At 47.6% G+C, this 26,203-nt stretch carries 22 protein-coding genes; 5 read left to right on the plus strand and 17 right to left on the minus strand.

Translation table 11 applies throughout. From position 1 onward, the window contains the following. The first annotated feature begins 65 nt into the window (after nucleotides 1-65). The 3 genes from mfd (at nucleotide 66) to COV52_03785 (ending at nucleotide 5,609) form a co-directional block, all read left to right on the plus strand. Nucleotides 66-3,440 (plus strand): transcription-repair coupling factor, encoded by a 3,375-nt coding sequence (gene mfd / locus COV52_03775; GenBank protein ID PIR11439.1) that lies wholly within the window; start codon nucleotides 66-68, stop codon nucleotides 3,438-3,440. A 73-nt stretch (nucleotides 3,441-3,513) separates the two neighbouring features. After that, complete coding sequence (locus tag COV52_03780; GenBank protein ID PIR11440.1) at nucleotides 3,514-3,900, plus strand: hypothetical protein; 387 nt, start codon at nucleotides 3,514-3,516, stop codon at nucleotides 3,898-3,900. Between the two features lie 8 nt (nucleotides 3,901-3,908). Then, nucleotides 3,909-5,609, plus strand: a complete 1,701-nt coding sequence (locus COV52_03785) for a hypothetical protein (GenBank protein PIR11441.1) — start codon at nucleotides 3,909-3,911, stop codon at nucleotides 5,607-5,609. Nucleotides 5,610-5,647: 38 nt separating this feature from the next. Here the strand turns inward: COV52_03785 and COV52_03790 are convergent, their stop codons facing one another. The 5 genes from COV52_03790 to COV52_03810 all read right to left on the minus strand — a co-directional run bounded on the left by COV52_03790 (nucleotide 5,648) and on the right by COV52_03810 (nucleotide 10,013). Further along, a complete protein-coding gene (locus COV52_03790) occupies nucleotides 5,648-6,229 on the minus strand; it encodes a Holliday junction branch migration protein RuvA (protein ID PIR11442.1) in 582 nt (193 codons plus the stop codon). A gap of 6 nt (nucleotides 6,230-6,235) precedes the next feature. Beyond that, nucleotides 6,236-6,733 carry a crossover junction endodeoxyribonuclease RuvC gene (locus COV52_03795; protein PIR11443.1) on the minus strand — a complete coding sequence of 166 codons (498 nt, stop codon included), beginning with the start codon at nucleotides 6,731-6,733 and terminating at the stop codon, nucleotides 6,236-6,238. Then, nucleotides 6,734-7,477 (minus strand): YebC/PmpR family DNA-binding transcriptional regulator, encoded by a 744-nt coding sequence (locus COV52_03800; protein PIR11444.1) that lies wholly within the window; start codon nucleotides 7,475-7,477, stop codon nucleotides 6,734-6,736. Then, nucleotides 7,477-9,258 carry an aspartate--tRNA ligase gene (locus COV52_03805; GenBank protein PIR11445.1) on the minus strand — a complete coding sequence of 594 codons (1,782 nt, stop codon included), beginning with the start codon at nucleotides 9,256-9,258 and terminating at the stop codon, nucleotides 7,477-7,479. Before COV52_03805 ends, COV52_03800 begins: the two co-directional genes overlap by 1 nt. Before the next feature lie 515 nt (nucleotides 9,259-9,773). Continuing rightward, a complete protein-coding gene (locus tag COV52_03810; protein ID PIR11446.1) occupies nucleotides 9,774-10,013 on the minus strand; it encodes a hypothetical protein in 240 nt (79 codons plus the stop codon). A gap of 180 nt (nucleotides 10,014-10,193) precedes the next feature. Between COV52_03810 and COV52_03815 the strand changes: the two genes are divergently transcribed. Both COV52_03815 and COV52_03820 read left to right on the plus strand, forming a co-directional pair. Next, nucleotides 10,194-11,624: a hypothetical protein gene (locus COV52_03815; GenBank protein ID PIR11447.1), complete on the plus strand. Its 1,431-nt coding sequence runs from the start codon at nucleotides 10,194-10,196 to the stop codon at nucleotides 11,622-11,624. A gap of 139 nt (nucleotides 11,625-11,763) precedes the next feature. Then, entirely contained in the window at nucleotides 11,764-13,065 is a 1,302-nt protein-coding gene (locus COV52_03820; GenBank protein PIR11448.1) for a transposase, read from the plus strand. Nucleotides 13,066-13,364: 299 nt separating this feature from the next. Here the strand turns inward: COV52_03820 and COV52_03825 are convergent, their stop codons facing one another. The 12 genes from COV52_03825 to COV52_03880 form a co-directional block, all read right to left on the minus strand. Next, nucleotides 13,365-14,237 (minus strand): hypothetical protein, encoded by an 873-nt coding sequence (locus COV52_03825; GenBank protein ID PIR11449.1) that lies wholly within the window; start codon nucleotides 14,235-14,237, stop codon nucleotides 13,365-13,367. 77 nt (nucleotides 14,238-14,314) lie between these two features. After that, nucleotides 14,315-14,605, minus strand: coding sequence for a GTP cyclohydrolase (locus tag COV52_03830; protein PIR11450.1), 291 nt, complete (start codon nucleotides 14,603-14,605; stop codon nucleotides 14,315-14,317). A 357-nt stretch (nucleotides 14,606-14,962) separates the two neighbouring features. Continuing rightward, nucleotides 14,963-15,883: a hypothetical protein gene (locus COV52_03835; GenBank protein PIR11451.1), complete on the minus strand. Its 921-nt coding sequence runs from the start codon at nucleotides 15,881-15,883 to the stop codon at nucleotides 14,963-14,965. A gap of 81 nt (nucleotides 15,884-15,964) precedes the next feature. Then, nucleotides 15,965-16,381: a hypothetical protein gene (locus COV52_03840; GenBank protein ID PIR11452.1), complete on the minus strand. Its 417-nt coding sequence runs from the start codon at nucleotides 16,379-16,381 to the stop codon at nucleotides 15,965-15,967. Between the two features lie 9 nt (nucleotides 16,382-16,390). After that, entirely contained in the window at nucleotides 16,391-17,512 is a 1,122-nt protein-coding gene (rlmN, locus tag COV52_03845) for a 23S rRNA (adenine(2503)-C(2))-methyltransferase RlmN (GenBank protein PIR11453.1), read from the minus strand. A 394-nt stretch (nucleotides 17,513-17,906) separates the two neighbouring features. After that, nucleotides 17,907-18,338 (minus strand): nucleoside-diphosphate kinase, encoded by a 432-nt coding sequence (locus COV52_03850; protein ID PIR11454.1) that lies wholly within the window; start codon nucleotides 18,336-18,338, stop codon nucleotides 17,907-17,909. A 98-nt stretch (nucleotides 18,339-18,436) separates the two neighbouring features. Beyond that, nucleotides 18,437-19,996 carry an amino acid permease gene (locus COV52_03855; protein ID PIR11455.1) on the minus strand — a complete coding sequence of 520 codons (1,560 nt, stop codon included), beginning with the start codon at nucleotides 19,994-19,996 and terminating at the stop codon, nucleotides 18,437-18,439. A gap of 19 nt (nucleotides 19,997-20,015) precedes the next feature. Continuing rightward, complete coding sequence (locus COV52_03860) at nucleotides 20,016-20,225, minus strand: hypothetical protein (GenBank protein PIR11456.1); 210 nt, start codon at nucleotides 20,223-20,225, stop codon at nucleotides 20,016-20,018. Beyond that, nucleotides 20,218-20,649, minus strand: a complete 432-nt coding sequence (locus tag COV52_03865; GenBank protein PIR11457.1) for a universal stress protein A — start codon at nucleotides 20,647-20,649, stop codon at nucleotides 20,218-20,220. The genes COV52_03860 and COV52_03865 overlap by 8 nt, the downstream gene beginning before the upstream one ends. An 11-nt stretch (nucleotides 20,650-20,660) precedes the next feature. After that, complete coding sequence (locus tag COV52_03870) at nucleotides 20,661-23,234, minus strand: ATP-dependent chaperone ClpB (GenBank protein PIR11458.1); 2,574 nt, start codon at nucleotides 23,232-23,234, stop codon at nucleotides 20,661-20,663. A 199-nt stretch (nucleotides 23,235-23,433) separates the two neighbouring features. Beyond that, entirely contained in the window at nucleotides 23,434-24,729 is a 1,296-nt protein-coding gene (locus COV52_03875) for an MFS transporter (GenBank protein PIR11459.1), read from the minus strand. After that, on the minus strand, nucleotides 24,730-26,052 hold the full coding sequence (locus COV52_03880; GenBank protein ID PIR11460.1) for an MFS transporter: 1,323 nt from the start codon (nucleotides 26,050-26,052) through the stop codon (nucleotides 24,730-24,732). It lies immediately after the preceding gene. Between the last annotated feature and the right edge of the window lie 151 nt (nucleotides 26,053-26,203).

The following is a 26,203-nucleotide window of genomic DNA, read 5'->3' on the forward strand; positions in this document are numbered from 1 at the left end:
GAAAGCATACATCCTTATTCCTCGCAAACACTTCATAAAGCACAAAAACTCAGTATAATGTCGCGATGTTTTCAAGCGACCTATCAAAGCCGCTGTGGGGTAGCGAGCTTGCCTTAGCCATTGCTGACTATGCAAAACAGCACAAAGGCCCTGTGCTTGTGGTAACGCCCTCACAATTTCACTCGTACCAACTAGAAGACGAGCTGGGCTTCTTTACGCCTGAAAAAACCGATGTACTACTGTTTCCAGAGTGGGAAACCCTGCCTTACGATCCGTTTTCAGCGCATGAAGATTTACTCTCAAGTCGGATCGAACTACTCAATCGTGCGCCCAAACTTAAACACGGCATCATGATCGCCAGCGCTCCGTCGCTGATGAACCGATTGCCGCCTAAAGATTTTATCGCAGCTAATGTCTTTCATTACCATCTGGGTGATACACTGGATGTGGACACCTTTCGAAACGCACTGACAGAACACGGCTATCGTGCCAATAGCCAAGTGTTTGAACACGGCGAATTTGCGATCCGCGGTGCGATTATCGATGTATTCCCCATGGGCAGCGACTTGCCCTATCGCATCGAATTATTCGATGATGAAATTGAAAGCCTACGTAGCTTTGATCCGGACACACAAACCTCGATCGAAAAAATCGAAGCCATCAAGCTCTTGCCTGCACACGAGTTTTCCTTAAACGAAGATTCACGCACACGGTTTCGAAACCGCTTTCGCGAAAATTTTGCTGTAAACCCCGCGCAATGCCCAATGTATCAAGACGTCAGCGAAGGTGTGGCTTCATCCGGTTTGGAGTATTTTATTCCTTTGTTTTTCGATGAGACCACAAGCTTTGCCGATTATTTGCCAGCCAACACACACATCATTCGCTTGCCCGCACTGAACAAAGCCTGTGAAAATTACTGGCAAGAGATCAAGCATCGACACGAGCAGCTCTCTCACGATGTTACACGCCCTATTTTACCGCCTAGCCAGGGATTTTTTGCACCCAGTGATGTGTTTTTAAAGCTGAACCAGCACGAAAATCACGATATTAATTTAAAGGCAGATTCGCCTTTTCCAAACTTAATGGCCGAAGTCAAAGAAACTGAAAAGCTGCAGCGTTTAAAACAATACCTAGGCGAACAGGTTTCTCAACGCGTGTTATTCACGGCACACAGCAAAGGCCGGCGTGAAGTCTTAAAACAGTGGCTAAAAAGCCAAAACATTGAAACCCACACCATCAAAACCTGGTCGGAATTCCTTGAAACAAAACATCAGAACGCCATCACGATCGCCCCACTCGATCAAGGCTTGGTGCACGATGAAATCTTACTGATCACTGAAACGCAACTTCTGGGCGAGCAAGCCAGCCAACGACGCAGTGCGCGTAAAAGCAAACTCACGCCCGAAAATGACATTGGCCTGCGCAGCGTGGCCGAGCTTAACGAAGGTGAAGCGATTGTGCACATCGATCACGGTGTGGGGCGCTATCACGGTTTAGAAACCATCGAACACGGCTCGCACATTGGCGAGTTTATTAAAATCCAATACGCCAATAGCAATTTATTTGTGCCGGTCACCAGCCTGCACTTGGTTAGCCGATACAGTGCGGGCGACAGTGAAAACGCACCTTTGCATTCACTCGGCAGTGATAAATGGCAAAAAGAAAAACGCAAAGCCAAAGAAAAAGCGAGCGATGTAGCCGCAGAGCTATTAGCGATTTATGCGCAGCGTGAAGCACGCGGTGGTTTTGCGTTTAACTGCACACCCTCCGATTATGAAGCCTTTTGCAGCCAATTTCCTTTCACGGAAACGGTCGATCAAGAGCGCGCGATCGAAGCCATCTTGCATGACATGGCCGCGGCAAAACCCATGGATCGCTTGCTGTGTGGTGATGTGGGCTTTGGCAAAACCGAAGTCGCAATGCGGGCCGCCTTTATCGCGGTGATGAATCACAAACAAGTCGCCGTGCTTACGCCGACCACCCTGCTCGCACAACAACATTTTCAAACCTTTAGCGACCGCTTTGCAGACTTCCCCGTGAACATCAAAGTGCTTTCACGGTTTGTCACACCCAAACAACAAAAAGAAACGATCGACGCTTTGGCCGCTGGCAAAGTGGATATTGTCATTAGCACACATAAGATTCTAAGCAAAGACATCGCCTTTAATGCACTAGGTTTATTAGTGATCGATGAAGAACATCGCTTTGGCGTGAAACAAAAAGAACAACTCAAAGCCATGCGCACCGAAGTGGATATTTTAACGATGACCGCCACACCGATTCCGCGCACGCTGAACATGGCTTTTGCGACACTGCGCGATTTGTCGATTATCGCCACACCACCCGCTCGTCGACTGGCCGTGAAAACCTTTATTCAAAAGCGCCAAGAGGGCATCATTCGCGATGCGATTTTGCGTGAAATCATGCGCGGCGGCCAAGTCTATTTTTTGCATAACAATGTCGAGACCATCGAAAAAACAGCGCGGCACATTGAAACCCTGGTTCCTGAAGCACGCGTGGTGATTGGCCACGGTCAAATGCATGAACGCGAACTGGAAAAAACCATGGTGGATTTTGCGCACCGTCGATTTAATGTGTTAGTCGCCACGACCATCATTGAAACCGGCATTGACATCCCCACGGCAAACACCATCATCATCGATCGTGCCGATAAATTTGGCTTAGCGCAACTGCACCAGCTACGCGGCCGTGTGGGTCGATCGCATCACCAAGCCTATGCGTATCTCATGATTCCTGACCCGAAGTCCATCACTAAAGAGGCTCAAAAACGTTTAGAAGCGATTGGACAGCACGAAGATTTGGGCGCAGGTTTCATGCTCGCCACACAAGATTTAGAAATCCGTGGCGCCGGTGAACTATTAGGTGAATCGCAAAGTGGTGAAATGCATGCTGTGGGCTTTTCGCTGTACATGAGCATGCTTGAGCGCGCCGTTGAAAGCATTAAAAATGGCAAAATGCTAAACCTTGATGAAGCGTTGCACGAAGATATCGACATTGATGTGGGTATTAATGCCTTGATTCCTGAAGATTATCTTCCTGATATCCATCTGCGCTTAATGTTTTATCAACGTATCAGCACCGCCAACGATGAAGAAAGTTTACAATCGATTAAAATTGAAATGATTGACCGTTTAGGCCTATTGCCCAAACAAGCCGAAAATCTTTTCACGATTCAGCGTGTTAAACAGTTGTGCCATACGATTGATATAAAAGCACTGAAAAAACAAGATAGCACGCTGAAAATCACTTTTCATTCCAAGCCCAATATCAACACTCAAGCCCTACTGACATTGATCAATACGAATGAGCGCTACCGTTTTATGGGCCCTGTCAGCATTGCCCTAACGCTTGACAATAACGAGAGCGTCCAAACGGATATTGAGAGATTAAGTAAGACCTTATGCCTCGAGCCTGATTAGGGCGCGCTATTTTTCTTGCCTTCATCGCTAATTATGCGTATAATTTGACCAAATAATAATAAATAAGTCGACCATGAAAAAAACAAACGCCTCTCTTACTTTATTGTTTGCCTCAATGCTTAGCTTAGCCAACATTACCTGGTGCCCTGCGCCTTATCGTATTCATACCACAAAAATTCAGCATTCCTTTAATGCGCTTTTGTCTGCCAAAGTATTAGGCGTTGAATACGCAAGTTACGGTGCGGCGATTTCGGCTAAGCACGCGCTATTTGACTCTGCTCAAATTATTCATAACGGCCAAACATTGCGATGCTTTTATCGCTTGGGTGGCGGTGAGATTTTTCTGGATGCAGGGGGCGATTTATCTAAAGCAAGGCTAAAACATGCTCAATTTCTTTTACACAAAACGGCCATGCGTTGTAGCGGTGCTCGCATGAGCTGCTTAGTCCATGTTAATTAGGTAAAAAAATGATGACAACAAGCGTAGCCGAAAGTGCGCAAACAGCCAGATTATGCAACTCACTGGGCAATGGTCAGGCGCCTAAGCTTTCATTGAAATTACTGGCCAACGGCCCAAAGTGGAACACATTTAACATTAATTATGGTGCCATGGGGAATATCCCCTTGCCCAATCCCTATAATGCCAGCCAAGACTGGAGCACTTGGGGTGTTTATGACGAGCAAAACAACTATTATGGTTCGTTTGATCTCGCTCGACAAACGTCAGCCTCAGCGTACACCTTATCAAACTATCAGGGTGAGGCAGGCTATTATTTAGAAGGCGTTACATTCAAATCAAGCGAAAATCAATACACCATCTCGGCAGACAGCATTCATCAGCCAGCGCCATTTCCTAATGTGCCGCGCTCAACACCCGCTTGTTACAAGGATACAAACGTACCTATTAAGCTTGGTGTTTCAGGCAATCAAATTCTCGCCAATGGTCGCTCTATTACACTTCAGGGATTTGTTCGCCCCTCTCTGGAGTGGAGTCAAACCGGACAATACTTAAGTGAGCAAGACATTAACAATATTCGCGCTACAGGTGCGAATGTCATTCGACTGGATTTAAACGCTGAGCTCTGGAACCAATCGGGGGATGTAAGCGAGATTGGCTCCTACAAACAAACCGTGGATGCCATAATCGAACTCGCCACCCAAAATGGCATGGCTGTGATCCTTGATTTGCATTGGATGGATGCTTTACGCAAGCAAACACCTATGCCCGATAAAAACGGTGCCACGCAATTTTGGTCGGATATCGCCAGTCGCTATAAAGACCATGGCACAGTCATGTTTGAGCTGTTTAACGAGCCCAATGGCGACGGTGTGACGCCAGATGTATGGCTCAACGGTAACGACCAATATGCCGGCATGAGCGAAATGCTTAAAGCTGTGCGAGACACCGGCGCAACTAATCCTGTCATACTCAACGGGCTAGCCTTTGGCTACGATCACATACATTTGCAAGAACAATGGGAAGCTTTGGCTGGGGAACCCAACCTGATTTTGGGTATCCACGCCTACAATGACCAAGGCTCAGAAAATTACGATCCAGACAATGGCGGCAGTTTTCAAAACAATCTCGCTCCCTATCTTCAAAACAGACCCGCCCTTTCAACAGAGTTTGGTTGCAACCAAGCACAAGCATACTCCGATGGCAGCTGGCAAGCTGTTTACCAAAGAATGCTCGACTTCTACCTTGAAAATAATATCCATTCAACGGGCTTTGCCTGGTGGATTGATGTGCCCAGCTTCCCAAGCATGATTAGTGGTGATTGGACAGCCCCCGTTTTACAAAACGGCGGCAAACTCTTCAAGCAGGCATTACTTGGCAATGCCACAGACTTTTTCAACTGGCCTGCACCCGAAACACGCTCGACTGACGCGATAGCTGGCGCGTGCGATAGCACAGCGGCTTTACTAGCGGCTCAAACGTACGAGCCCCCGAAAGAGTACAATAGCACAGCGGCTTTACTAGCGGCTCAAACGTACAAGCGCCCACAAGAAAATAGACCATCATCAGCAGCAGCAATCCCACCTCTCCTTGCACGTCAAAACCCCCGGGGGCTAGGCCGCGTATTAGCTAGCCTTTTTCCCGCTTGTTGCCTGCCTTCACGCGAGATTTCGCAGCCCCCGGCGGCCCAGCCCACACACACAACCCGCTAGCCAGGATTATGCGCTGCGCGCAATCCAGGAGAAATGCCCTACAGCTTATTTAAAGCCTTTAAGCTCAGACGAATCAATGTCTCAGAATCTTCAGCCTCTTCTAAAAAGCCCTTAACTGTTTTACTGGCGACGGTGTCTTTATAACCTAAAGCAATCAAGGCGCTGATCGCATCTTGCTCGGCACCACTCACAGACATAAAGCTTTGCGTATGAGGATGGGTATCAAACTTATCGCGCATTTCAATAATTAAACGCTCGGCCGTTTTACGCCCAACACCCGGGATTTTTGTTAGCGCCGCCACATCATTTTGTGAAACGTATTGCGCAAATATAGCGCCTTCCATACTCGATAAAATGGCTAACGCCATTTTGGGACCGATACCATTGACTTTGATCAAGCGCACAAACAACTCACGCTCGGCTTTATCAAAAAAACCAAACAAGGTGTGCGCATCTTCTCTCACCACCAAATGCGTGTACAAGGTGACGGTATGCCCGACATCGGGTAGACGAAAAATGGTATTCATGGAAGCTAGAATTTCATACCCCACATCGTGAACATCGAGCAGCACGCTGGGTGGGGTTTTCTCAAGAAGTTTGCCTTTGAGTTGGGCGATCATGGTGCGCTACCTAGCTTGGTTGAGTCGCTCTAAGCTAGCATGGGTTTGACTGTGACACAAGGCTGCGGCGAGCGCGTCTGCCGCGTCAGACGGGGGCGTTTTATCGAGCGCCAGCAAGGTTTTGACCATGTGTTGGACCTGCGCTTTATCGGCATTGCCATAGCCGACCACGGCTAGTTTGATTTGGCGAGGCGAATAACCTTCGATAGGAATACGCGAGGTGGCAATAGCCGCCACTGCGCTACCTCGCGCCTGGCCAAGCTTTAAAGCCGACTGCACATTGGCATTCACGAAGACTTCTTCCATCGCCGCTTCCGTTGGCCGGTATTGCTCGACCAAGGTTTTGATGTTTTCAAAAATCACTGCCAAGCGCTCATACATATTCTCACTCTCGGTGCGAATACAGCCAGAATCAACATAACGAATACGCTTGTCATCCACCTGAATAATACCGTAGCCGGTCACGCGCGAACCAGGATCTATCCCTAGAATGATGCGACTCATTTAAGCCAGCTCGTCTAAAATCTCAGGTGCTATATCGGCGTTAGAATAGACTTCTTGCACATCATCCAAATCCTCGATGACATCAATCATCTTCAAAAACTTTTCAGCATCGACTTTATCAAGATTTACTTTGACCGCAGCATCCATGGTGACTTCCGCATTATCGGCCACAAAACCCGCCGTTTCTAAGGCGGCTTTCACTGCGCTAAACGCTTCTACCGCCGTGTAAACGATAAAGCTGCCGTCATCTTCAGTAAGCACATCATCCGCACCGGCCTCTAGCGCTGCTTCAATCAGCGCATCTTCCTCGGCATCAGGCGAAAAACACAATAAGCCCTTTTTCTCAAACTGAAACGCCACCGAACCTGATGTGCCTAAATTACCGCCGTGTTTTGAAAAGGCGTGTCGCACTTCGGCCACTGTACGATTTTTATTGTCGGTTAAGCAATCGACCATCACCGCGGTGCCGCCAATACCGTAACCTTCGTAACGAATTTCTTCAAGGTTGGCACCCTCTTCGCCACCGGCACCGCGTTTAATCGCACGCTCAATGGTATCCTTGGTCATGTTCGCCGAAAAGGCTTTATCCAGCGCCAAACGCAGGGCTGGATTGGCATCAGGGTCGCCGCCTTGTTTTGCTGCCACGGTGATCGCGCGAATCAAACGCGAAAAAATCTTACCCTTCTTTTTATCTTCTTTGGCTTTTCTGTGTTTAATGTTCGCCCATTTACTATGACCTGCCATCACTCACCCTCTTTTTTCACATCACGTTGACGTAATTTAATGCTTAACTCTTGCAACTGTGCCGTCGACACGCTCGCCGGTGCTTCGGTTAATAAGCAGCTTGCGGTTTGTGTTTTCGGAAACGCAATCACATCGCGAATGTTGTCAGTACCCGCCATCAACATCACCATACGGTCTAAGCCAAACGCAATGCCGCCGTGTGGTGGGCAGCCGTGTTTCAATGCGCTCAATAAGAAACCAAATTTTTCTTCGGCTTCTTCATCGCTAATGCCGAGCGTGCGAAACGCGGCTTTTTGCATGTCTTCTTGGTGAATACGGATCGAACCGCCGCCAATTTCATAACCGTTTAACACCGCATCGTACGCGCGGGATAAAGCTTGCGCGGGGTGTTCAGCAAAGTCACGACCATCGTTTGTTTGCGGCGCAGTGAACGGATGATGCAGCGCATAAAAACGACCGTCTTCGTATTCAAACATCGGGAAATCCACAACCCACAACGGCGCCCAACCTAACTTCACCAAGCCTTTATCGCGGCCAAGCTTAACGCGCAAGGCACCCAAGGCATCGCTGACAATTTTGGCCTTATCGGCACCAAAGAAAATGATGTCGCCCGTTTTGGCTTCTGTGCGTTCAAGAATGCCTTTGATCGCACCTGGCGTTATGAATTTCAAAATCGGCGACTGCAAGCCTTCTTCACCTTGTGAAAGATCGTTGACTTTGATGTACGCCAAGCCTTTAGCGCCATAAACGCTCACAAACTTCGTGTAATCGTCGATTTCTTTTCGGCTAAGCTCGGCACCGCCTGTAAGCTTCAACGCTGCCACACGGCCGTCTGGATCATCAGCCGGACCACGGAAGACTTTAAACTCCACGTCTTGCATAAGGTCGGCAATATCCACCAACTCCAGCGGAATTCGTAAATCGGGCTTATCGCTACCAAAACGTCGCATCGCTTCAGCGTACGTCATGCGCGGAAATATTGGCAGGTCGATACCCGCCACCGATTTAAACACCACGCGGAGCATATCTTCAATCAAGGTTTGCAGCTGGTTTTCATCCATAAAGGACATTTCAATATCGAGCTGTGTGAATTCAGGCTGGCGATCGGCACGCAAGTCTTCATCACGAAAACAACGCACGATTTGGAAATAGCGGTCAAAACCCGACATCATCAACAATTGTTTAAACAACTGCGGCGATTGCGGCAAGGCATAAAATTGACCCGGGTGCACACGGCTAGGCACCAAGTAATCGCGCGCGCCTTCGGGGGTCGCTTTTGTCAGCATGGGCGTTTCAATATTTAAAAAACCACGCTCAGTGAGATACTCACGTAATGCAAAATCCAACTTGGCACGCAGACGGAAAATACGCTGCATTTCCGGGCGGCGAAGATCGATAGAACGGTGCTTTAGGCGCACTTCTTCGCTAACAGCAATATGTTCATCCAGAGGAAATGGTGGTGTGGCCGCTTTGTTTAAAATATCCAAATGCGTGCAGACCACTTCGACCTGGCCCGTTTTGAGATTGGGGTTCACGGTGCCCTCTGGGCGATGGCGCACCACACCCGTGGCCTTGATCACGTATTCACTGCGCAGTGCTTCGGCCGTGGCGAACATAGCCTCGTCTTCGGGATTGAACACCAACTGCAGCAAGCCCTCACGATCACGCACATCGACAAAAATCACCCCACCGTGGTCACGACGACGGTGCACCCAACCGCAAACGACCACCGTCTGCCCAATCATGGATTCTGTGACTTCACCGCAATAATGGCTGCGCATAAAAAAGGCCTTATAAATGATTAAAATAAGGCCGGTATATTACAGAGATTAGCCCGCGCTCGCAAGCTGTGAAGGCGCTATAAATACCGTTTTGGAGCCTGTTTTGGTAGCCTGAGTTGAAATGCGAAGCATTGATAACCCGGGGAAATCAAACCCGGATTATCACGCCTTCGGCGTTCAATTCAGGCTACTTTTTTTGTATCTATGTAGAGCATCGCGACGACGGATCAACCCTGGCGGTTAAGATGCGTCGTTATCAGCCGAATTGAGATTACCTGCGTTCTGAGGTGGATTTGTTATAAAGGTATCTTGCGTATCCCACATCCCCAAAACACCGGGTGAAACGGGTACTGGCGGTGGTGTTATTTCACTGTCGGCCAAGCTACTACCTTCATGAGTAGCGCTATTAGCACTGATCTCATGAAAAGCCGCCTTGGGTTTTTGCACTGTTGTCGCCAGCGCGCAACTGAAACCTAAAAGCCCTGCAAGACAATACCCAAAAACAATTCAATGAGTTAGGCAGTCAAGTTAAGGCTATTCAGCAAGGTTTGCAGCAAATCCAAAACCCCAATGCCACCACAAGCAGCGGTAGCACAAATCAATAGTAGCAACCGTCTTGGGTAGCAACGTCTTTGCGAGGAGCGAAGCGACGAAGCAATCTCCAGGTTAATGAAATAGATTGCCGCGCTCACTGCCGACAACAAGCCTGTGGCTGCGATGGCCAACACGGTCAATTTGAATTTAAATGAACTCACAACAAAACTCCTTACTGTTGTTTAAAACGCTTTCGACATAGCCCATATTGCAACCTCGTTCAAGCCATAATCTAGGGCGCGTCCCTAAATTCATCGCTGGGTTGCAAAACAAGCGCAACACGAATTGTCAAATAGGCCTAAATTCAGTATCCTCGCAGCCACATAACAAGAGGCCTGATCATGTCCCATAGAAGACAAAGACAAACAGCCCGCCCAGCGAGTACCACACAAACCAGCCAGTGCCTTAATACACGAGAGCTGCTTGAACGAGACCCCCTCCTTCGGCTTTACCTCAGCCGGCTATCCAAACAATTGCCGAATTTTCTGAGCCTGGATGCAAACCACCAGCTCCCGAAGATCAGGCCCGAGAACCTACTCAATGCTTACGCGGTGTTTCATAACGAAAGGTTTCGGCCTAATTTTCAGGCTTTAAACTCGCGCTTAATAAGCTTAAACGGCTACAATAACCTTGAGCTTTCACAACCCATGCTAAACCCAGATGACGTGGCAGCTATCAGCGCACTGGCGCATTGGTTTGATTTGAGCTTTTTCTACGTGATTCAGCTCAGGTGCTTGTTAAACAGCCACCCCAAACTACACATCGCTAACACACTGGCCGCTGCTCTAGGCGTACTGGAAACGATCATCGAAAAGTTTCAGCAAAACGTCTTCGCCACCGCCGCAGCCCATACATTTTTTGATGAAGTCGGCCTATGCCTCGATAATGAATGCCTCTCCTATCAACTCAAAAGCGCTGTGAGTCTAGCTTTCGCCTTTTGTAAAGAAACCCGCGAATGGCTTGCACCCCTTAAGGAGAGCTTAGCGGCATCCGATTTTGACAAGCGCCTTAACGATGCTGAAAAAGCACAACAAGCATTGCTCGCTCAATACAAAGAAGAAAAAGCCGCCCGACGAGTCAAAACAAAACCAGAGCCAACACCGGGTAATGAGTCGCCCTCCACGCTATCGGATAACAGTGAGAGTGACACAGAAAGCAAAACACCCTCTGCTGCAAACAATCTCAAACCGATCAGTGATTACAAGAGTGCCAAATTACTGATTAGCTTTCAGCAATACAAAGAAGCCAATGCAGCCCTTACAAGACAACTAGACCCTTTACCTACCGAAAGAAATGAGCAGCTTTTGCGACAAAGTAAACTGTATCTTCATATCGCTGTTTGTTATCGATTATCGGTTCAGACTTTTAGCGACTGCCGCGCGATCTATCAACACTATCACAACGCGTTAGACGCTTTAAGCCAGTCGATGAAATCTCTAAATAATTTATCATCTGATTTTTTCAACCATAATACAACTCGACTCGACGCATTAAAACGCAGCATTGAAGTGGAGCTTTATACCTTGCACTCTGCCCTTGAAAAGCTTGACAATCGCGTCAGCGATATTGTGGCAGAACATCAAGCTGTGATGGACTATTTATCTGAGCATAATCTACACCGTGGCAATAACATGGGGAAAGCTAAAAGCTCTAAAACGAAGCTGTTTGATCAAGTTAAAGACTTGCCACCTCAAATTGAAGCATGCATGTCTGGGGTTGTGGCAGAAGCGAATGAAATTGCTTTATCGTTGTCGGCAAACACCGCGCCGTGAATAAACCCGGGTTATCCTCGCGATACTCCTCAACCCAATGAAATGGACTCAGTAATTCCCGCTAACTAAAGAACCCCTTGCCAAATAAGGGTTGTAAAGGCATTCTCATTTTATTTTTCGCAACAATGAGGATGTTGAGATGAAGATTAAGCTGCGTAAGCGTCTTTCAGCCCCGGGTTTGCTTGAAGCCGGCCGTCTACGTTTTTCCAGGATTCCTGATTCGCTTGCTGCTAGGACAAAGTACCCATTAGCGGATTGCCTTATGTCTGCATTAGCGATGTTTAGTTTAAAATATCCATCACTGCTTCAATTTGACCACAGTCAAGAAGATGAAAAGGTGCGGCATAATTTAAAAACGCTGTATGGTGTGGATCAAGTGCCCAGTGATACCTATATGCGTGAACGCTTAGATCCCCTGGACCCGGAGCGACTACAGCCGGCCTTTAAGGCCTGCTTTAGTGCTGTACAAAGAGGGAAGCAACTGCCTTTGTTTTCATTTCTTGATGATTATTATCTGGTATCTAATGATGGTACAGGCATGTTTTATTCAGAGAACGTGCATTGTGAGAACTGTTGCATAAAGAAGCACCGCAAGGGCGGCGAAAGTTATTATCATCAAATGATGTGCGCTGTGATGGTGCACCCCCGTCAATCGACGGTGTTGCCAATGACGATGGAGCCGATTCTTAAGCAAGATGGCGTGACCAAAAACGATTGTGAAAGAAACTCGTCAAAACGCTTATTAACGAAGTTACGTTGCATGCACCCCAAACTTAAGATGGTCATTGTAGAGGATGCGCTGCATAGCAATGCGCCTCATATTAGCCTGCTTAAGGAATTGGGTTATCAATATATTATTGGTGTGAAACCTGATGGCAACAAGTGGTTGTTTGACTGGGTCAATGCGGGTGGCTGTCAAACGAAGCAGATGAATCGGAAGGGTTTTCAATATGAGTTTCGTTGGTTTAATGATGCGCCACTGAATGCATCGCATGAAGACCTTCGTGTTAATTTTTTCGAATGCAAAGAGACCTCCCCTCAAGGAAAAACTCAAACGTTTACTTGGATTACAGGATTTCATATAACAGAGGCGAATGTTTATGAATTAATGAAAGGCGCACGCGCTCGGTGGAAAATAGAGAACGAGACTTTTAATACGTTGAAGACACAAGGCTATCACTTTGAGCACAACTACGGGCATGGTTATCAAAACTTGAGCACTGTTTTGGCTTACTTAATGATGCTAGCTTTTTTGATTGACCAAATACAGCAACTGTGCTGCCCGCAATTCCAGGCAGCCCTCAAGAAGTGTAAAAAGCGAACTCGCTTATGGGAGCGAATTCGACATTGGTTTTTAACCTTCTTCATTGATTCATGGGAGGCTTTCTTTCAGTGTATCGCGACACCGCCTGATTTCAGGCTCAGCCTCAACTCGGGATAGCTTAATGCCTTGCGAGCTTCGCGTATTAAGCTATTTCATTTTCCACCGCCAAAAAAACAAGTACTTTTAAATAACCAGTCTTTCATGGAGGCTTGCTGGCACCCAGCATTTATATCCACCTTTGACCAATTTAAACATTTAAATCAGCGGGAGCCGCTGAAATGGACTCACCCTTCTTGACCTTAGCGGGTCTTGGCGTCACCCTTTCGGGTTAGATGCCGGATATACAGATGCAATCTTTACCTTATTGTGGCCGAGTGTTTTTTATCCTTTACAATGGGGGTGAGTCCATATACAGGCTACCTTGTATGGAAAAACCTTTTGAACAGCTGATTAAACAGCTTTACATGACCTATCCAAGAAAAATGCGCGGCATTGGGTATGACAACGATACGAATGTTTTTTCTATGAAATTGCTGGTCATTTTCAAATAACGATACGGGCGTTAAATGATCTTGGGCGCCCGTAATAATCAATACAGGTATTTTTTCAGGGGCCCACTTGGCTTCGTATTGAGGATCAAAATATTGAGACGCCCAAGCAAACGCTTTGTTGTTATACGGGAGATTATTTAATAGCGCTTTCCCTTTTTTCATGTCTTTCTCCAAAAAGAAATAAGGCGCCATGGCGAAAGTCAATGATTTGAGCGTTTGATCGCTCGGATTAGCAAAGTAGGCTTTTTGAGCTTTAAGTAGCGCTTTTGACTGAAATGGTTTACTGCTTGTCATCCACTGATGATTAGGTGCCGTGTCAATTAACACTAAACCTAACAAATGATGTTGCAATCCTGGCGATGAGAGCGTCAGCATTCCAGCAAATGAATGTGCTACCAAAATCACATTTGGCAAGGTTTTTACTGCACTCGCAAGATTTGCCGGCCAGTAATTATAATCGACCTTTCTATCGCCGAGTGTATTCGAACCATCTCCCGGCATATCTAAAAGCCAAGTAGTACCAGGTAAATTAAGCTTATCCACGAAAGGTCTTAAATATTCGCTACCAAGCCCAGGCCCGCCCGGAAGAAAAACCCAATTAATCGATCCCTCTGCATTTTGACTCACCTGCTGAAATCGTGCACCCGATTTTGTGTAAAAAACAGTTTCAGAAAAGGCGCTTGTAAAAACAAAAAATAAAATAACACCACATAGAACTTGAAATACTCGAGTAACCATGTTTACTCCTTAATTTATAGCAAGCACTTTTTATCGAGTAGCGGATTCAAGCGATAAGTGCAAGCAATAAAGCCATATCAACATTCAAACCTATTAGCAAAGCATTCATCATAAAATGATGGCGTAAATTCGTAAATTGTGTATTTAGATACCCCCGCCATGGTAAAGGGATCTTGTGCAAGGATTTGTTCAAATTCTTCTTTTGACAGTGTTCTAGCAATGATAACGCCACCTAAGTCATTATTTTGCCGCCCTGCAATGAGTAATTTCTTGCTTTCAAAAAGTGGTTTTAAATATTGATGATGTTTTGCACGATGCACATCAACCTCGTCTAGTGGTGTTAAATACTTTGAAATAGCAATCAACATTTCTTTACCTCTTACGTTTCCGAAAGGATAATGTTTCTCACCTTTACCGTCAATTTGTGTAGCCCGGGTCGTGACCCGGGAAGTTCATCTCCGGATTACGCGCTTCGCGCTAATCCAATGAAATGGACTCACCCTTCTTGACCTTAGCGGGTCTCGGCGTCACCCTTTCGGGGCGCCATAATATTAGATGCCGGATATACAGATGCAATCTTTACCTTATTGTGACCGAGTGTTTTTTATCCTTTACAATCCGGGTGAGTCCATATACAGGCTACTCCAGGGTACGTGATGATGGCGCAATAAAAAGCGCGCTTGAGAGAACCCCAAACGCGCGTAAAGAAACGCTTTTTAGACGGATTAAAGCCCGCTTGCGTTGTTGTCAATTAGCTCCCGTCCATTGCCAGGTGTTGCTGAGCTGTTCGCTGTTTCGTACCTAGGCAACATCCCTCCGTGTTGGCCAACCCGTTGGCCTCGTCCGTCCGCTGCATCGTAGGGGGCATCGACACTGACACCATCAAGGTTGTCGATCTTATTATCGATCAACGGCAGAAGACCCTCCCCCCCACACTCATCAGCGCAGATGTTAAACTTGGGAAGCCCAGCGCCTGTTAGCATATCCATTGTCGCTTGATCAGCCGATACCTTTAGCTGAGCTCCCTTCCCCTTCACAGCGTTCACGAAACCGCGAGTAGCCGGTCTGCTTGCCAGAGAAACGTTACCTAGCCTGACGTTTTGCAGATTGTGGTTATGCTTCACAAGCGCTGTCACAAAGTTAACGACGCTAGTTTGATCTGCTGCTGTTGCCCCTGGGAGAGCACTCAATGCGACATAAGTGAGCTTATCATCAGCCTTAAGTGCCGTCCCCAGCAGGAATAGCTTTCTCAAAGCCCCCTGATTGATCCGCATAGCCACCGCCTTCGGGTTAAGGTTTTTCATAACATCCGCTACCGCCTCGCTGTTTTCCGCAGTCACATCAGCAGACATGAAGCCAAAACGAAACGCTCTTGCATCAGGCCCCATAAAAATAGCCATCGCCTCTTGAGGTGCATCAGGCGCGATAACCAAGTCAGTGCGCACATCTTCTCGCTGAGCAAGACCACTGGTTTTATATTTCTGCACTAAATTTTTGAGTTGATTCGATCTGGTGTTTTTGTTGACCATAAAGGCATTGAGATTAATTATGGTATCGCTTGCAGTGGGAACAGCAGACACAAGCCCCACTGAGAGGACTGTTGTCGCCGCGAGGGCCAGGGCTAACCGTTTGAATTTAAATGACATAACTGTGACTCCTTTAAATTATGTCTGTTAAGTGTACGCCAAGAAAGCAAGATTGCAACCGCCCAGACGCCAGAGTAATGTCTAAATGCCGGCAATATTCTTGCGAATATGCACCGCCTCCTGTGGTAAAGCAAAGCGCAAGGCGTGTTTAAAACACGCCATGGCCTTGATAGCTTGTCCGTGACGGCTCAACCACACCCCTTCATTATTCAACAAAGCGACATTATCAGGGTATTGCGCTAAACCTGCGGTATAAAAACCGGCAACCTCATCCTCGCGCCCTTCTTTTTGGGCCAAATAGGCCGACAAACTGTAATACACCGCGGGCGTGGGTTGAATCGCGCGCAAATCGTTTAATTTTATGTGTGCCAAAGCCCAGTCGCCTTGTCCAATATAATCGCGCGCAAGTTGTGCGTAGATCATTTCTGATTTGGGCGGTGTATTGGGCGCGCACGCGCACAGGCCCAAGCACAATAACGCCAGGGATAATCGTTTCATCGTGGAAAATTAATCGTTAAGAGAATCTAAGTGTATTACAACGCGTTTATGAATCAAGTCTTTTTCTTTGCGGCGCGTGATATCGTCGACTTTACCCGCTAGCTGCCCGCACGCAGCATCAATATCCTCGCCGCGTGTTCTGCGAGTCGTGGTGATAATGCCCTGCTCCACCAAAACATCACGAAAGGCTAAAATCTGCTTACGATCAGAACATTGGTACAAGGTATTGGGAAACGGGTTAAATGGAATTAAATTTACCTTGCAGGGCACGCGTTTTAAAAGGTTTGCAAGCTCGCGGGCTTGCTCAAGGCTGTCGTTCACCCCTTTGAGCATCACGTATTCCATCGTAACTTTGCGCCGACGCTCTTGATCAAAATAGGTTTCACAAAAAGCCAAGAGCGCTTTGAGCGGGTATTTTTTATTGATGGGCACCAATACATCGCGAAGCGCATCGGTCGGCGCATGCAGTGACAGCGCAAGTGCCACATCCGTGTCTTCTTTCAATTTTTTCATGGCGGGCAATACGCCTGAGGTGCTCAAGGTTACACGGTATTTCGACAAGCCATAAGCTAAATCATGGCGCATGATTTTCATGGCTTTTACGACAGGCTCGTAATTGAGCAAAGGCTCACCCATGCCCATCATTACCACGTTCGTGACCTTTTTATCGTGCTTGCCGTTATCATCGGACAACTCGCGCACCGCCAGCCACACTTGACCGATGATTTCACCCAAACTTAAATTGCGGTTAAACCCTTGCCTGGCCGTTGAGCAAAAGCTGCAATTCAAACCACAGCCCACTTGTGATGACACACACAGCGTACCGCGATCATCTTCGGGGATATAGACCATTTCAAAGGCGTTTTTATCATCGAGCTCTAAAAGCCACTTCTCAGTGCCATCGCTGGCAAATTGATGCGTAATGATCTTAGGTGCAGCAATATGAGTTTTTGCTTTAAGCAGCGCGCGCAGCGGTTTGCTGATATTGCTCATTTTGTCGAAATCGGTTTCGCCGAATTGATGAATCCATTGAAACAATTGTTTCGCACGAAACGGTTTCTCGCCCAAGCTTTGAAGCCAAGCAGCAAGCCCCTCAAGGTCGAAGTTTAAGAGATTGACTGTGTTTGACATGATGAAGCTTTAACTCGTTTTAAATATCGATTGTGGATACAGGAACCGTCTTTGCGAGGAGCGTAGCGACGCGGCAATCTCCAGGTTAATTCAAAAGATTGCCACGCTCACTGGCGTTCGCTCGCAATGACATTATCATAAAATGTAGCAACCGCCTTGGGTAGCAACGTCTTTGCGAGGAGCGTAGCGACGCGGCAATCTCCAGGTTAATTCAAAAGATTGCCACGCTCACTGGCGTTCGCTCGCAATGACATTAGCCATACAATGCAGCCTGGATTGATCCGCCGTTGCACTGTAAGTGCCACGGCGAGAGATAATCCGGGTTTTATTCCCCGGGTTATCCTCGCTTTGCTCGTCAAGCCAGGCTACAACTCAAATTAAGGGCTACAAAAAATTACCGTGTGCGCGCACACAATTCATCAGCCGCAAAGAAGAACGCAATCTCTTCTTTGGCGGTGTCAGCGGCATCCGAACCGTGGACAGCATTCTCACCAATGCTATCAGCAAAGTTACGGCGTATTGTGCCCTCGGCCGCTTCGGCTGGATTCGTTGCGCCCATAATTTCACGGTTTTTCATGATGGCGTTATCGCCTTCCAAAACCTGCACGACCACAGGGCCGGAAATCATGAAATCCACCAGGTCATTGAAGAACGGACGCTCTTTGTGTACCGCATAAAAGCCTTCGGCTTGCTCGCGCGATAGATGCATCATTTTCGCGGCCACCACTTTCAAGCCACCTTTTTCAAAGCGTGCGATGATCTCGCCGATCACATTTTTCGCCACAGCATCGGGCTTGATGATAGATAAAGTACGTTCAGTTGCCATAATTATTCACCCAGTTTGTTCAAAAATCGGGCGCATTGTACCGGCAAATAGATCAAAAGGCCAGCGAAGCTCGCAAAGATCAGCCAAAAATGAACACGTCAATCTTCCAGGACCGCAAGTTCGGCAGGGTCGATAGGCCCGCTTCTGGAGGCATACGCCCAAATGAAGATGGCCAGACTAAACAAGGCGATCACGAGAAAATCCCAGCCAAACGTCAGAACATTACGCCCCGAAAAGGCGCCAAAATAAGAGATGAGCCCCAAACCGGCTAAATAAAACAGCAGCCAAACACCGTGCCTGAAATCAAAGCCCTTAAGCACACCACGATTGGACACCAGCAAAACAACATATCCAATACCAATCACCAACAGCATTTTGGAAATCACCGGCCAGCCTGTCCAATACACAATTAAATTACAAATATAAAAGGCAAGAAAACTCAACAATGCAGCACAGGGCAAGCGAAATGGCCGGTGTTGATTCGGTAATTTTGTGCGTAGCGTCACCAGCGCTATCGGGCCAATGGCGTAGGACAACACAAAGCATGACACCAAAAAGCTCACCATTTTTTGCCAACCGGGAAACGGCGCGAAAAACACCATGCCGACCGCAAAATTGAGCCAGATTGCTTTGTGCGGCATATGCTGCTTATTCAGCGCTTGTAAAAACTTCGGCATATACCCATTTTGACTCATGGCGTAATTCAAGCGGGCCGTTGAAGCGGTATAAATAAAGCCCGTACCCAACGGTGAAATCACCGCGTCGATATACAATAACTTCACAAAGCCTAAAAAGCCGAGCATTGTTAACAAACCGGCCACAGGACCTGCGTCATCGCTAAAACTTAAGGCATGCCAACCGTTAGCAATCGAGCTGCCGGGTATGGCGGCCACAAACGCGATCTGCAACAAGACAAACATCACAATACAAAAGAAAATTGCCCCTAACACCGACCAAGGAATGGCACGCTGTGGATTTTTAGCTTCGCCCGCTAGTTGAATGGCCGGGCTATAACCAATGAAGGAAAAAATCACACCCGCTTCTGGCAAGGCATGCAGCAAGCCTTTAATGCCGCCGGCAAAAAAGCCATGGCTGACAAAATTTTGTGGATGAAACCGTGCAGTAAGCAATACGATAATAGTGATGACAGGAATCGCGAGTTTCCAAATAATCACCGTGTTATTCGTTTTGGAAAACACTTTAGCGCCCAAGGTATTCACATAACACATGATGAGCATCACGATGGCGGCCACAACACCGCCCTGCGCAGTTAGAGTATGCCCAACGCCGCTAGGATCAGCCTGCATAAGCCAAGGAATATACGTTGACGCGTATTGCAGCATGGCCATGGTTTCAATGGGCGCGACCACCACAGCAGCCAGCCAGGCAACCCACGTTAGTGTAAAGCTCGAAAACGAACCGTGGCTGAATTGCACAAAACGTGCCATTGCGCCAGAAAAGGGTAACATCGCCGCAAGCTCTGAAAACGTGAGCGCAATAATCATCATCAAAACACCGCCAACCACCCAAGCGATGAAGGCCGAAGGGCCGGCAAATTGTGCTGCATACAAAGGGCCGAATAACCAACCAGAACCCACCATACCACCGATGGCCATGAACAAAAGAGATAAGGCGCTAAAGCGGCGCTGAACGGGCATGGATTTTCCTACACTTTTTTTATTTAAAAATTCGGCGCTGCTTACGTTTTCGAGTACGGGCGCCGATAATGAACAAGACAAACGCAAGAAAATAACCGGCCACAACACGGTATAAAAGATAAATGGCGAGCTGGTGCGGTAGCTTGATAAGCAACACCAAATAGTAGGTGGCCATCACAAAGAAAAAGGCGCTGAATAAAAACAGCGCCCATGTCCAGAACTTACGCATCCTGATCAACCCTGAAGGTCAAGACATCGCACTTCGCGTTATGGATAATCGCATTCGCCGTAGAACCCAACACACCCAAGAATAGATGCTTGTGTGTACCGACAACAATCAAGTCCACCTTGCCCTCTTCGGCTTTTCCAAGGATTTGCACTTTTGCAGGCCCCATATCCACAGAGATATTCGCAGGGTCTATGCCAAATTCATCAGCCAGCTTAGCCAACTGTTTTTTGGCTTCTTCATACAGCTCAGATTCAATATCATTGGGCGCAACAAAGGCATACCCATAACCCGGCAAGGGCTCAACAACATGAATCAAACTGACTTTCGCGCCGAACAAGGCCGCCATTTCTTTGGCATGCGCAACCACTTTCTCACTGTTTTCCGCCAAATCCACCGCGGCCAGTACATGTGCGTAACGTTTCATAATTTCCCCCTTTACCCTTTTTCAAACACCAATGTTTTATCTTTTAGCTTAAGTTTGATGGTGTCGCCCGCTTGAAATACGCCTTTGAGCAAAGCATTGGCCAATGGGTTTTCAATGGCTTGCTGAATTTCGCGCTTCAGCGGCCTTGCGCCATACACCGGGTCAAACCCCGCTTTAGCGACAGTGTGCAGGGCTTCATCGCTAATTTCAAGGGTAATTTCTTTCTGCGCCAAGCGTTTTCGAAGGCCATCGAGCTGAATGGTCGCAATCGCATCAATCTGGGCTTGGTCCAGCGCATGAAAGACGACGGTATCATCGATACGGTTAACAAACTCAGGCCTAAAGTGTTGTGAAACCACCTCCATCACAGCCGACTTCATCGTCTCATACGGCTCGCCGGCCATGGCTTGAATGCGATCAGAGCCTAAGTTTGAGGTCATCACAATCACGGTGTTGCGAAAATCGACGGTACGCCCCTGACCATCCGTTAAGCGACCATCATCCAACACTTGAAGCAAAATATTAAACACATCGGGGTGGGCTTTTTCCACCTCATCCAGCAAAACCAAAGAATACGGTTTGCGGCGCACATGCTCGGTCAAATAACCGCCCTCTTCGTAGCCCACGTAGCCTGGCGGTGCTCCGACCAAACGCGCCACGGCATGTTTTTCCATAAACTCCGACATATCGATACGTACCATGGCATCGTCTGCGTCAAACAAAAACTCGGTCAAACTTTTGCAGAGCTCGGTTTTACCCACACCGGTTGGACCCAAAAATAAAAACGATCCAATCGGCCGTTTAGGGTCAGACAATCCAGCCCGTGAGCGACGAATGGCATTGGCCACCACCTCCACCGCTTCATTTTGACCCACCACACGTTTGTGCAGAAAATCTTCCATCTGCAAGAGCTTTTCTTTTTCGCCTTCTAAAAGCTTGCTCACAGGAATGTGGGTCCAACGCGACACCACATCGGCAATTTCTTCGGCTGTCACACGGTTTCGAATCATGTGTGTTTCTTTGGGCTCGCTATGTTCAGCTGAGGCCAATTGTTTTTCAAGCTCGGGTAATTTGCCGTATTGGATTTCAGCCATTTTACTCAAATCACCTTGGCGACGCGCGTTTTCCATGTCTTGGCGCGCAAGCTCTATCGCCTCTTTAATATGGCGCGTGCCTTTTAGCGAGGCTTTTTCAGACTGCCAGACCTCGTTTAAATCACTGTATTCTTTTTCCAGCGTTTTGATTTGGTCACTTAAATCGCCTAAACGTTTTTTCGACGCTTCATCGTCTTCTTTTTTCAGTGCTTCGCGCTCCATTTTAAGCTGAATCAAACGACGGTCGAGCTTGTCCAAGGTTTCCGGTTTGGAGTCGATTTCAATACGAATACGGCTGGCCGCTTCATCGATGAGGTCAATCGCTTTATCCGGCAATTGACGATCCGTAATGTAGCGATGCGATAAGGTGACCGCCGCGATAATCGCAGGGTCTGTGATTTGCACGCCATGGTGCAACTCATAACGCTCTTTCAAACCGCGCAGGATCGCAATCGCATCTTCTGTGCTGGGCTCATCCACCATCACTTTTTGGAAACGACGTTCAAGCGCGGCATCTTTCTCCAAATACTGGCGGTATTCGTCTAAGGTGGTCGCGCCAATACAGTGAAGTTCGCCGCGCGCTAAAGCTGGCTTTAACATATTGCCCGCATCCATCGCGCCATCGGCTTTACCGGCACCAACCATGGTGTGGATTTCATCGATAAATAAAATCACCTGACCTTCTTGCTTAGCCAAATCATTCAGCACGGCTTTCAAGCGCTCTTCAAACTCACCACGAAATTTCGCACCGGCAATGAGTGCGCCCATATCTAAAGACAAAACCCGCTTATTACGCAAACCTTCAGAGACTTCGCCGTTGATAATACGCTGCGCCAAGCCTTCGACGATCGCGGTTTTACCCACACCCGGCTCACCAATCAACACAGGATTATTTTTGGTACGACGCTGCAAAACTTGAATCACACGGCGAATAATATCATCACGACCAATCACAGGGTCGAGCTTGTTGTTACGCGCGCGCTCGGTTAAATCAACGGTGTATTTATCCAACGCTTGGCGTTGATCTTCTGCCGAAGCATCGTTGACAGTCTCACCCTGGCGGACATTATCAATCGCGGCTTGCAATTTTTTCTTATCAAGACCGGCACGTTTTAGCAAGTCAGCCAAGCTGCCCCCAGCTTCCATGACGGCAAGCACAAATAATTCGCTAGAGATAAACTGGTCTTTTTGCTTCGTGGCCAGTTGATCGCATACATTCAAGACACGACCCAATTCATTCGAGACATGAATATCCCCGGGCGTGCCTTGCACTTTCGGCAGCGCATTCACGCTCTCCGTCACCTTGCTGCGCAAGTTCGCCACGTTCACACCCGCCAGGGTGAGCACATGCCCTACCGTACTGGTTTGATCGTCTAAAAACACCTGCATTAAATGCACAGGCTCGATAAAGCCGCTGTCTTTGGATAGCGCCAGCGATTGTGCATCGCTTAAGGCTTGTTGAAATTTACTGGTAAATTTATCAATTCGCATTGTGTTGCTCCTTGCCGAATCGTTACATTCTATTACTTATAAGATGGTGGTGAATTGACAAAAATCAAGTGGAATTGTGATTTTAACACCACCTAGTACCGTCTTTGCGAGGAGCGTAGCGACGAAGCAATCTCCAGGTTAATTCAAAAGATTGCCACGCTCACTATCGTTCGCTCGCAATGACATTGACCAGAAACCGCTAATCCACCGAAGCACATCGCGTTTCTTTCAAGAAAAACGCGAGGCACAAGGCGACTAAAAACACCGCAGGTAATAACCAAATCGCCACCTGAAAATTATGCGCGGTATAAACCGGCACGCCATGGTTGCGTGCGCCATCCCACGTCAGGTCAATCAGCCAACCAAACACGGGTTGAAAAAGACCGGCTGACATCACTAACATACACGTTAAACCTTCTGCCGTGGTTGTAATTTTTCGTGGGTTACTCTCGACAATCAAAGGATAGGTAATCACCTGTACACCAGACAGTAAACCCAACAAGAAAAACAGCACCATTAGGCCCGGTATGGATAAATGCGTATCCAGAATAATCCAAAGCATAATGAGCAAGGTTAAAATCGCGCCTAAAATCATCGGCAATTTACGCCGCGCTAACTTATCGGAAATAAAACCCATCAACGGTGAGCCGACGATCATCCCTAAGAAAATCATCTGTGTGATATTCGTGGTTTGTATATGCGACAAGCCGTGTACATGCATTAAATACAAGCTACCCCAGGCAGCGCCCAAAATAATCACCGGAAAACTTAAAAAATTCGTGAACAAACCCGCCAACCAATTTTGTGGGTTTTTCAAGGCCATGGCAAAACTCGTCCAGAACCCCAGTGCTTTTAACTGCTGGCGCTCTTCGATTTGGGCTTCACGAATGCTGGAAGGATAATCACGTACGCACAAAGCGATAATCACAATAAAAAACACGCCAAGTGTCGCATTAATCGTTACCGCATGACGCCAACCGACTGCATGGACCATCAACGCCAGCGGGGTTTGCGCGAGCATGCCGCCCGCCATGGCCATGGTCACCACCAAGCCAATGACCAGCGCGATTTTATTCGGCGGGAACCAACGTGAGGCTAAGCGCACCGCACTTAGCATACAAAACGTACTGCCCATGCCCGTGATTAAACGAAAGAAGCCGGCCAGTTCTAAACTACTGGAAAAGGCGAATAGATAGGTACATATCACACAAGTGGTGATCGCAGTAAGGAGCAAGCGACGCGTGGAAAATCGATCGAGTAAAATGCCTGCCGGAATCAGAAACAGCACATTACCGTAAAAATACATCGCGGATAAATTGCCGAGTGCTGCTGCGTTGACCTTGTAGCTTGCAATCAAGCTTGGGGCAATCGCGTTAAACATATTCATTTGAATGAATTCAAAGAAAAAGAACAAGGCCGCGGTTAATACCACCACCCAAGATCGCCACGAATAGGCGAAGTGGCGATGATGCGGCGTGGTGCTAATATGAGCCATTTAATACTCCTGGTTATTGCTGTGATCACTACTCAAATGTCGGCCGTGTGTTTCGCGCGCGAAGTAACACAACACGGTGCCAACGATAAAACTGAAAGGCAAAATCATGAGCGCGACACGAAAGTCAGTCAGGCCATATTGTGGCACACCGGCGATAAGATGATGGGACCAATGAAGATCCAACAGCCAACCAAACAGCGGCTGGAAAATCGCAGGGCCCAGCATGATCAATACAGAAGCAAAACCTAACGCACTGCCCGCTAAGCTGTGCGGATTGCTTTCGGCAATCGCAGGATAGCTGATCACTTGCGAGCTGGTGACAAAACCCAGCAAGAAGTATAAAACCATCAAACCTGTAAAACTTAACTGTGTATCGAAGATTAAAACGAGCATTAACACCAAAGAAATAAAACCACAGACTTTCATGGGCAACAATCGACGTCCCAGCATATCAGACAGCAAACCTACGGCCGGACCGCCAAAAATCGTGCCGAAGAAGATCATGCTCGTGACCAAAGAAGCTTGCGTTTGCGACAGCCCAAAGACTTGCGTGAGATACAAACCCGCCCAAATCGCGCCTAAAATCATAATCGGCAAATTTAAAAAGCAGGTGTATAAACCAAAATACCAGTTTTGTTTATTTTTAAGTGTGTTGCCAATCATGCGCCAAACATTCAAGGAGCGCGCTTGCTTAAGCACCGCTTCTTTCATGCCTTTGGGGTAATCGCTGACATTGATAAAAATAATCGCTGTGAATACGGCGCCAACCAAGGCATCCACCAACAGCGCGTGGCGCCAACCCAAATGATCAATCAAAAACGTCAGCGGAGTTTGACCGGTCACCCCACCAAGCATGGCCACGGTCACCGTGATACCGCTGACCAAAGCTAAACGCCGCGGCGGAAACCATCGTGAGGCCAAACGCAAGCAGCACAGAAACGGAAACGATCCGCCAATACCGGTGATAAAGCGGCAGATGCTCGCCTGCGCCACACTCTGCGAAAAAGAGAACAACACCGTACCGATCACGCAAGTGACCATGGCGGTGAGAATGATTTTTTTCGTGGAAAAACGATCTAGAATCATGCCCGCTGGGAACATGAAGAGTATGTTTGCAATGAAATAGGCTGCCGAAATTTGGCCGGTGGCTGTGGCAGTGACATGAAAAGCGCGCATCAAACTGGGGTTGATGCTGTTAAACATCATGATCTGCACGAACTCGTAAAAGAAGAACAGCGAGGCACTTAAACACACCAACCAAGCTTTTGCCGTGGATTTAACAGCGAAGGTCTCGGCGTTTAAGGATGCTTGTGCTGTATTCATTCTCTCTCCTCAAAAGTGCTTGCCAAGCTTTGGGTGCTTCGCTATACTGAACGTCTTCCCTAAAGAAAGCTATTGATTTTTAAGCGAAATTTCACGCAAAACTTTGCAATACTAGCACTTTGACCGTATGCTTTTCAAGTCGCTCAAGGAG

The sequence above is a fragment of the Gammaproteobacteria bacterium CG11_big_fil_rev_8_21_14_0_20_46_22 genome (assembly GCA_002796245.1).
In the GTDB taxonomy this organism is placed as follows: Bacteria; Pseudomonadota; Gammaproteobacteria; order UBA12402; family UBA12402; genus 1-14-0-20-46-22.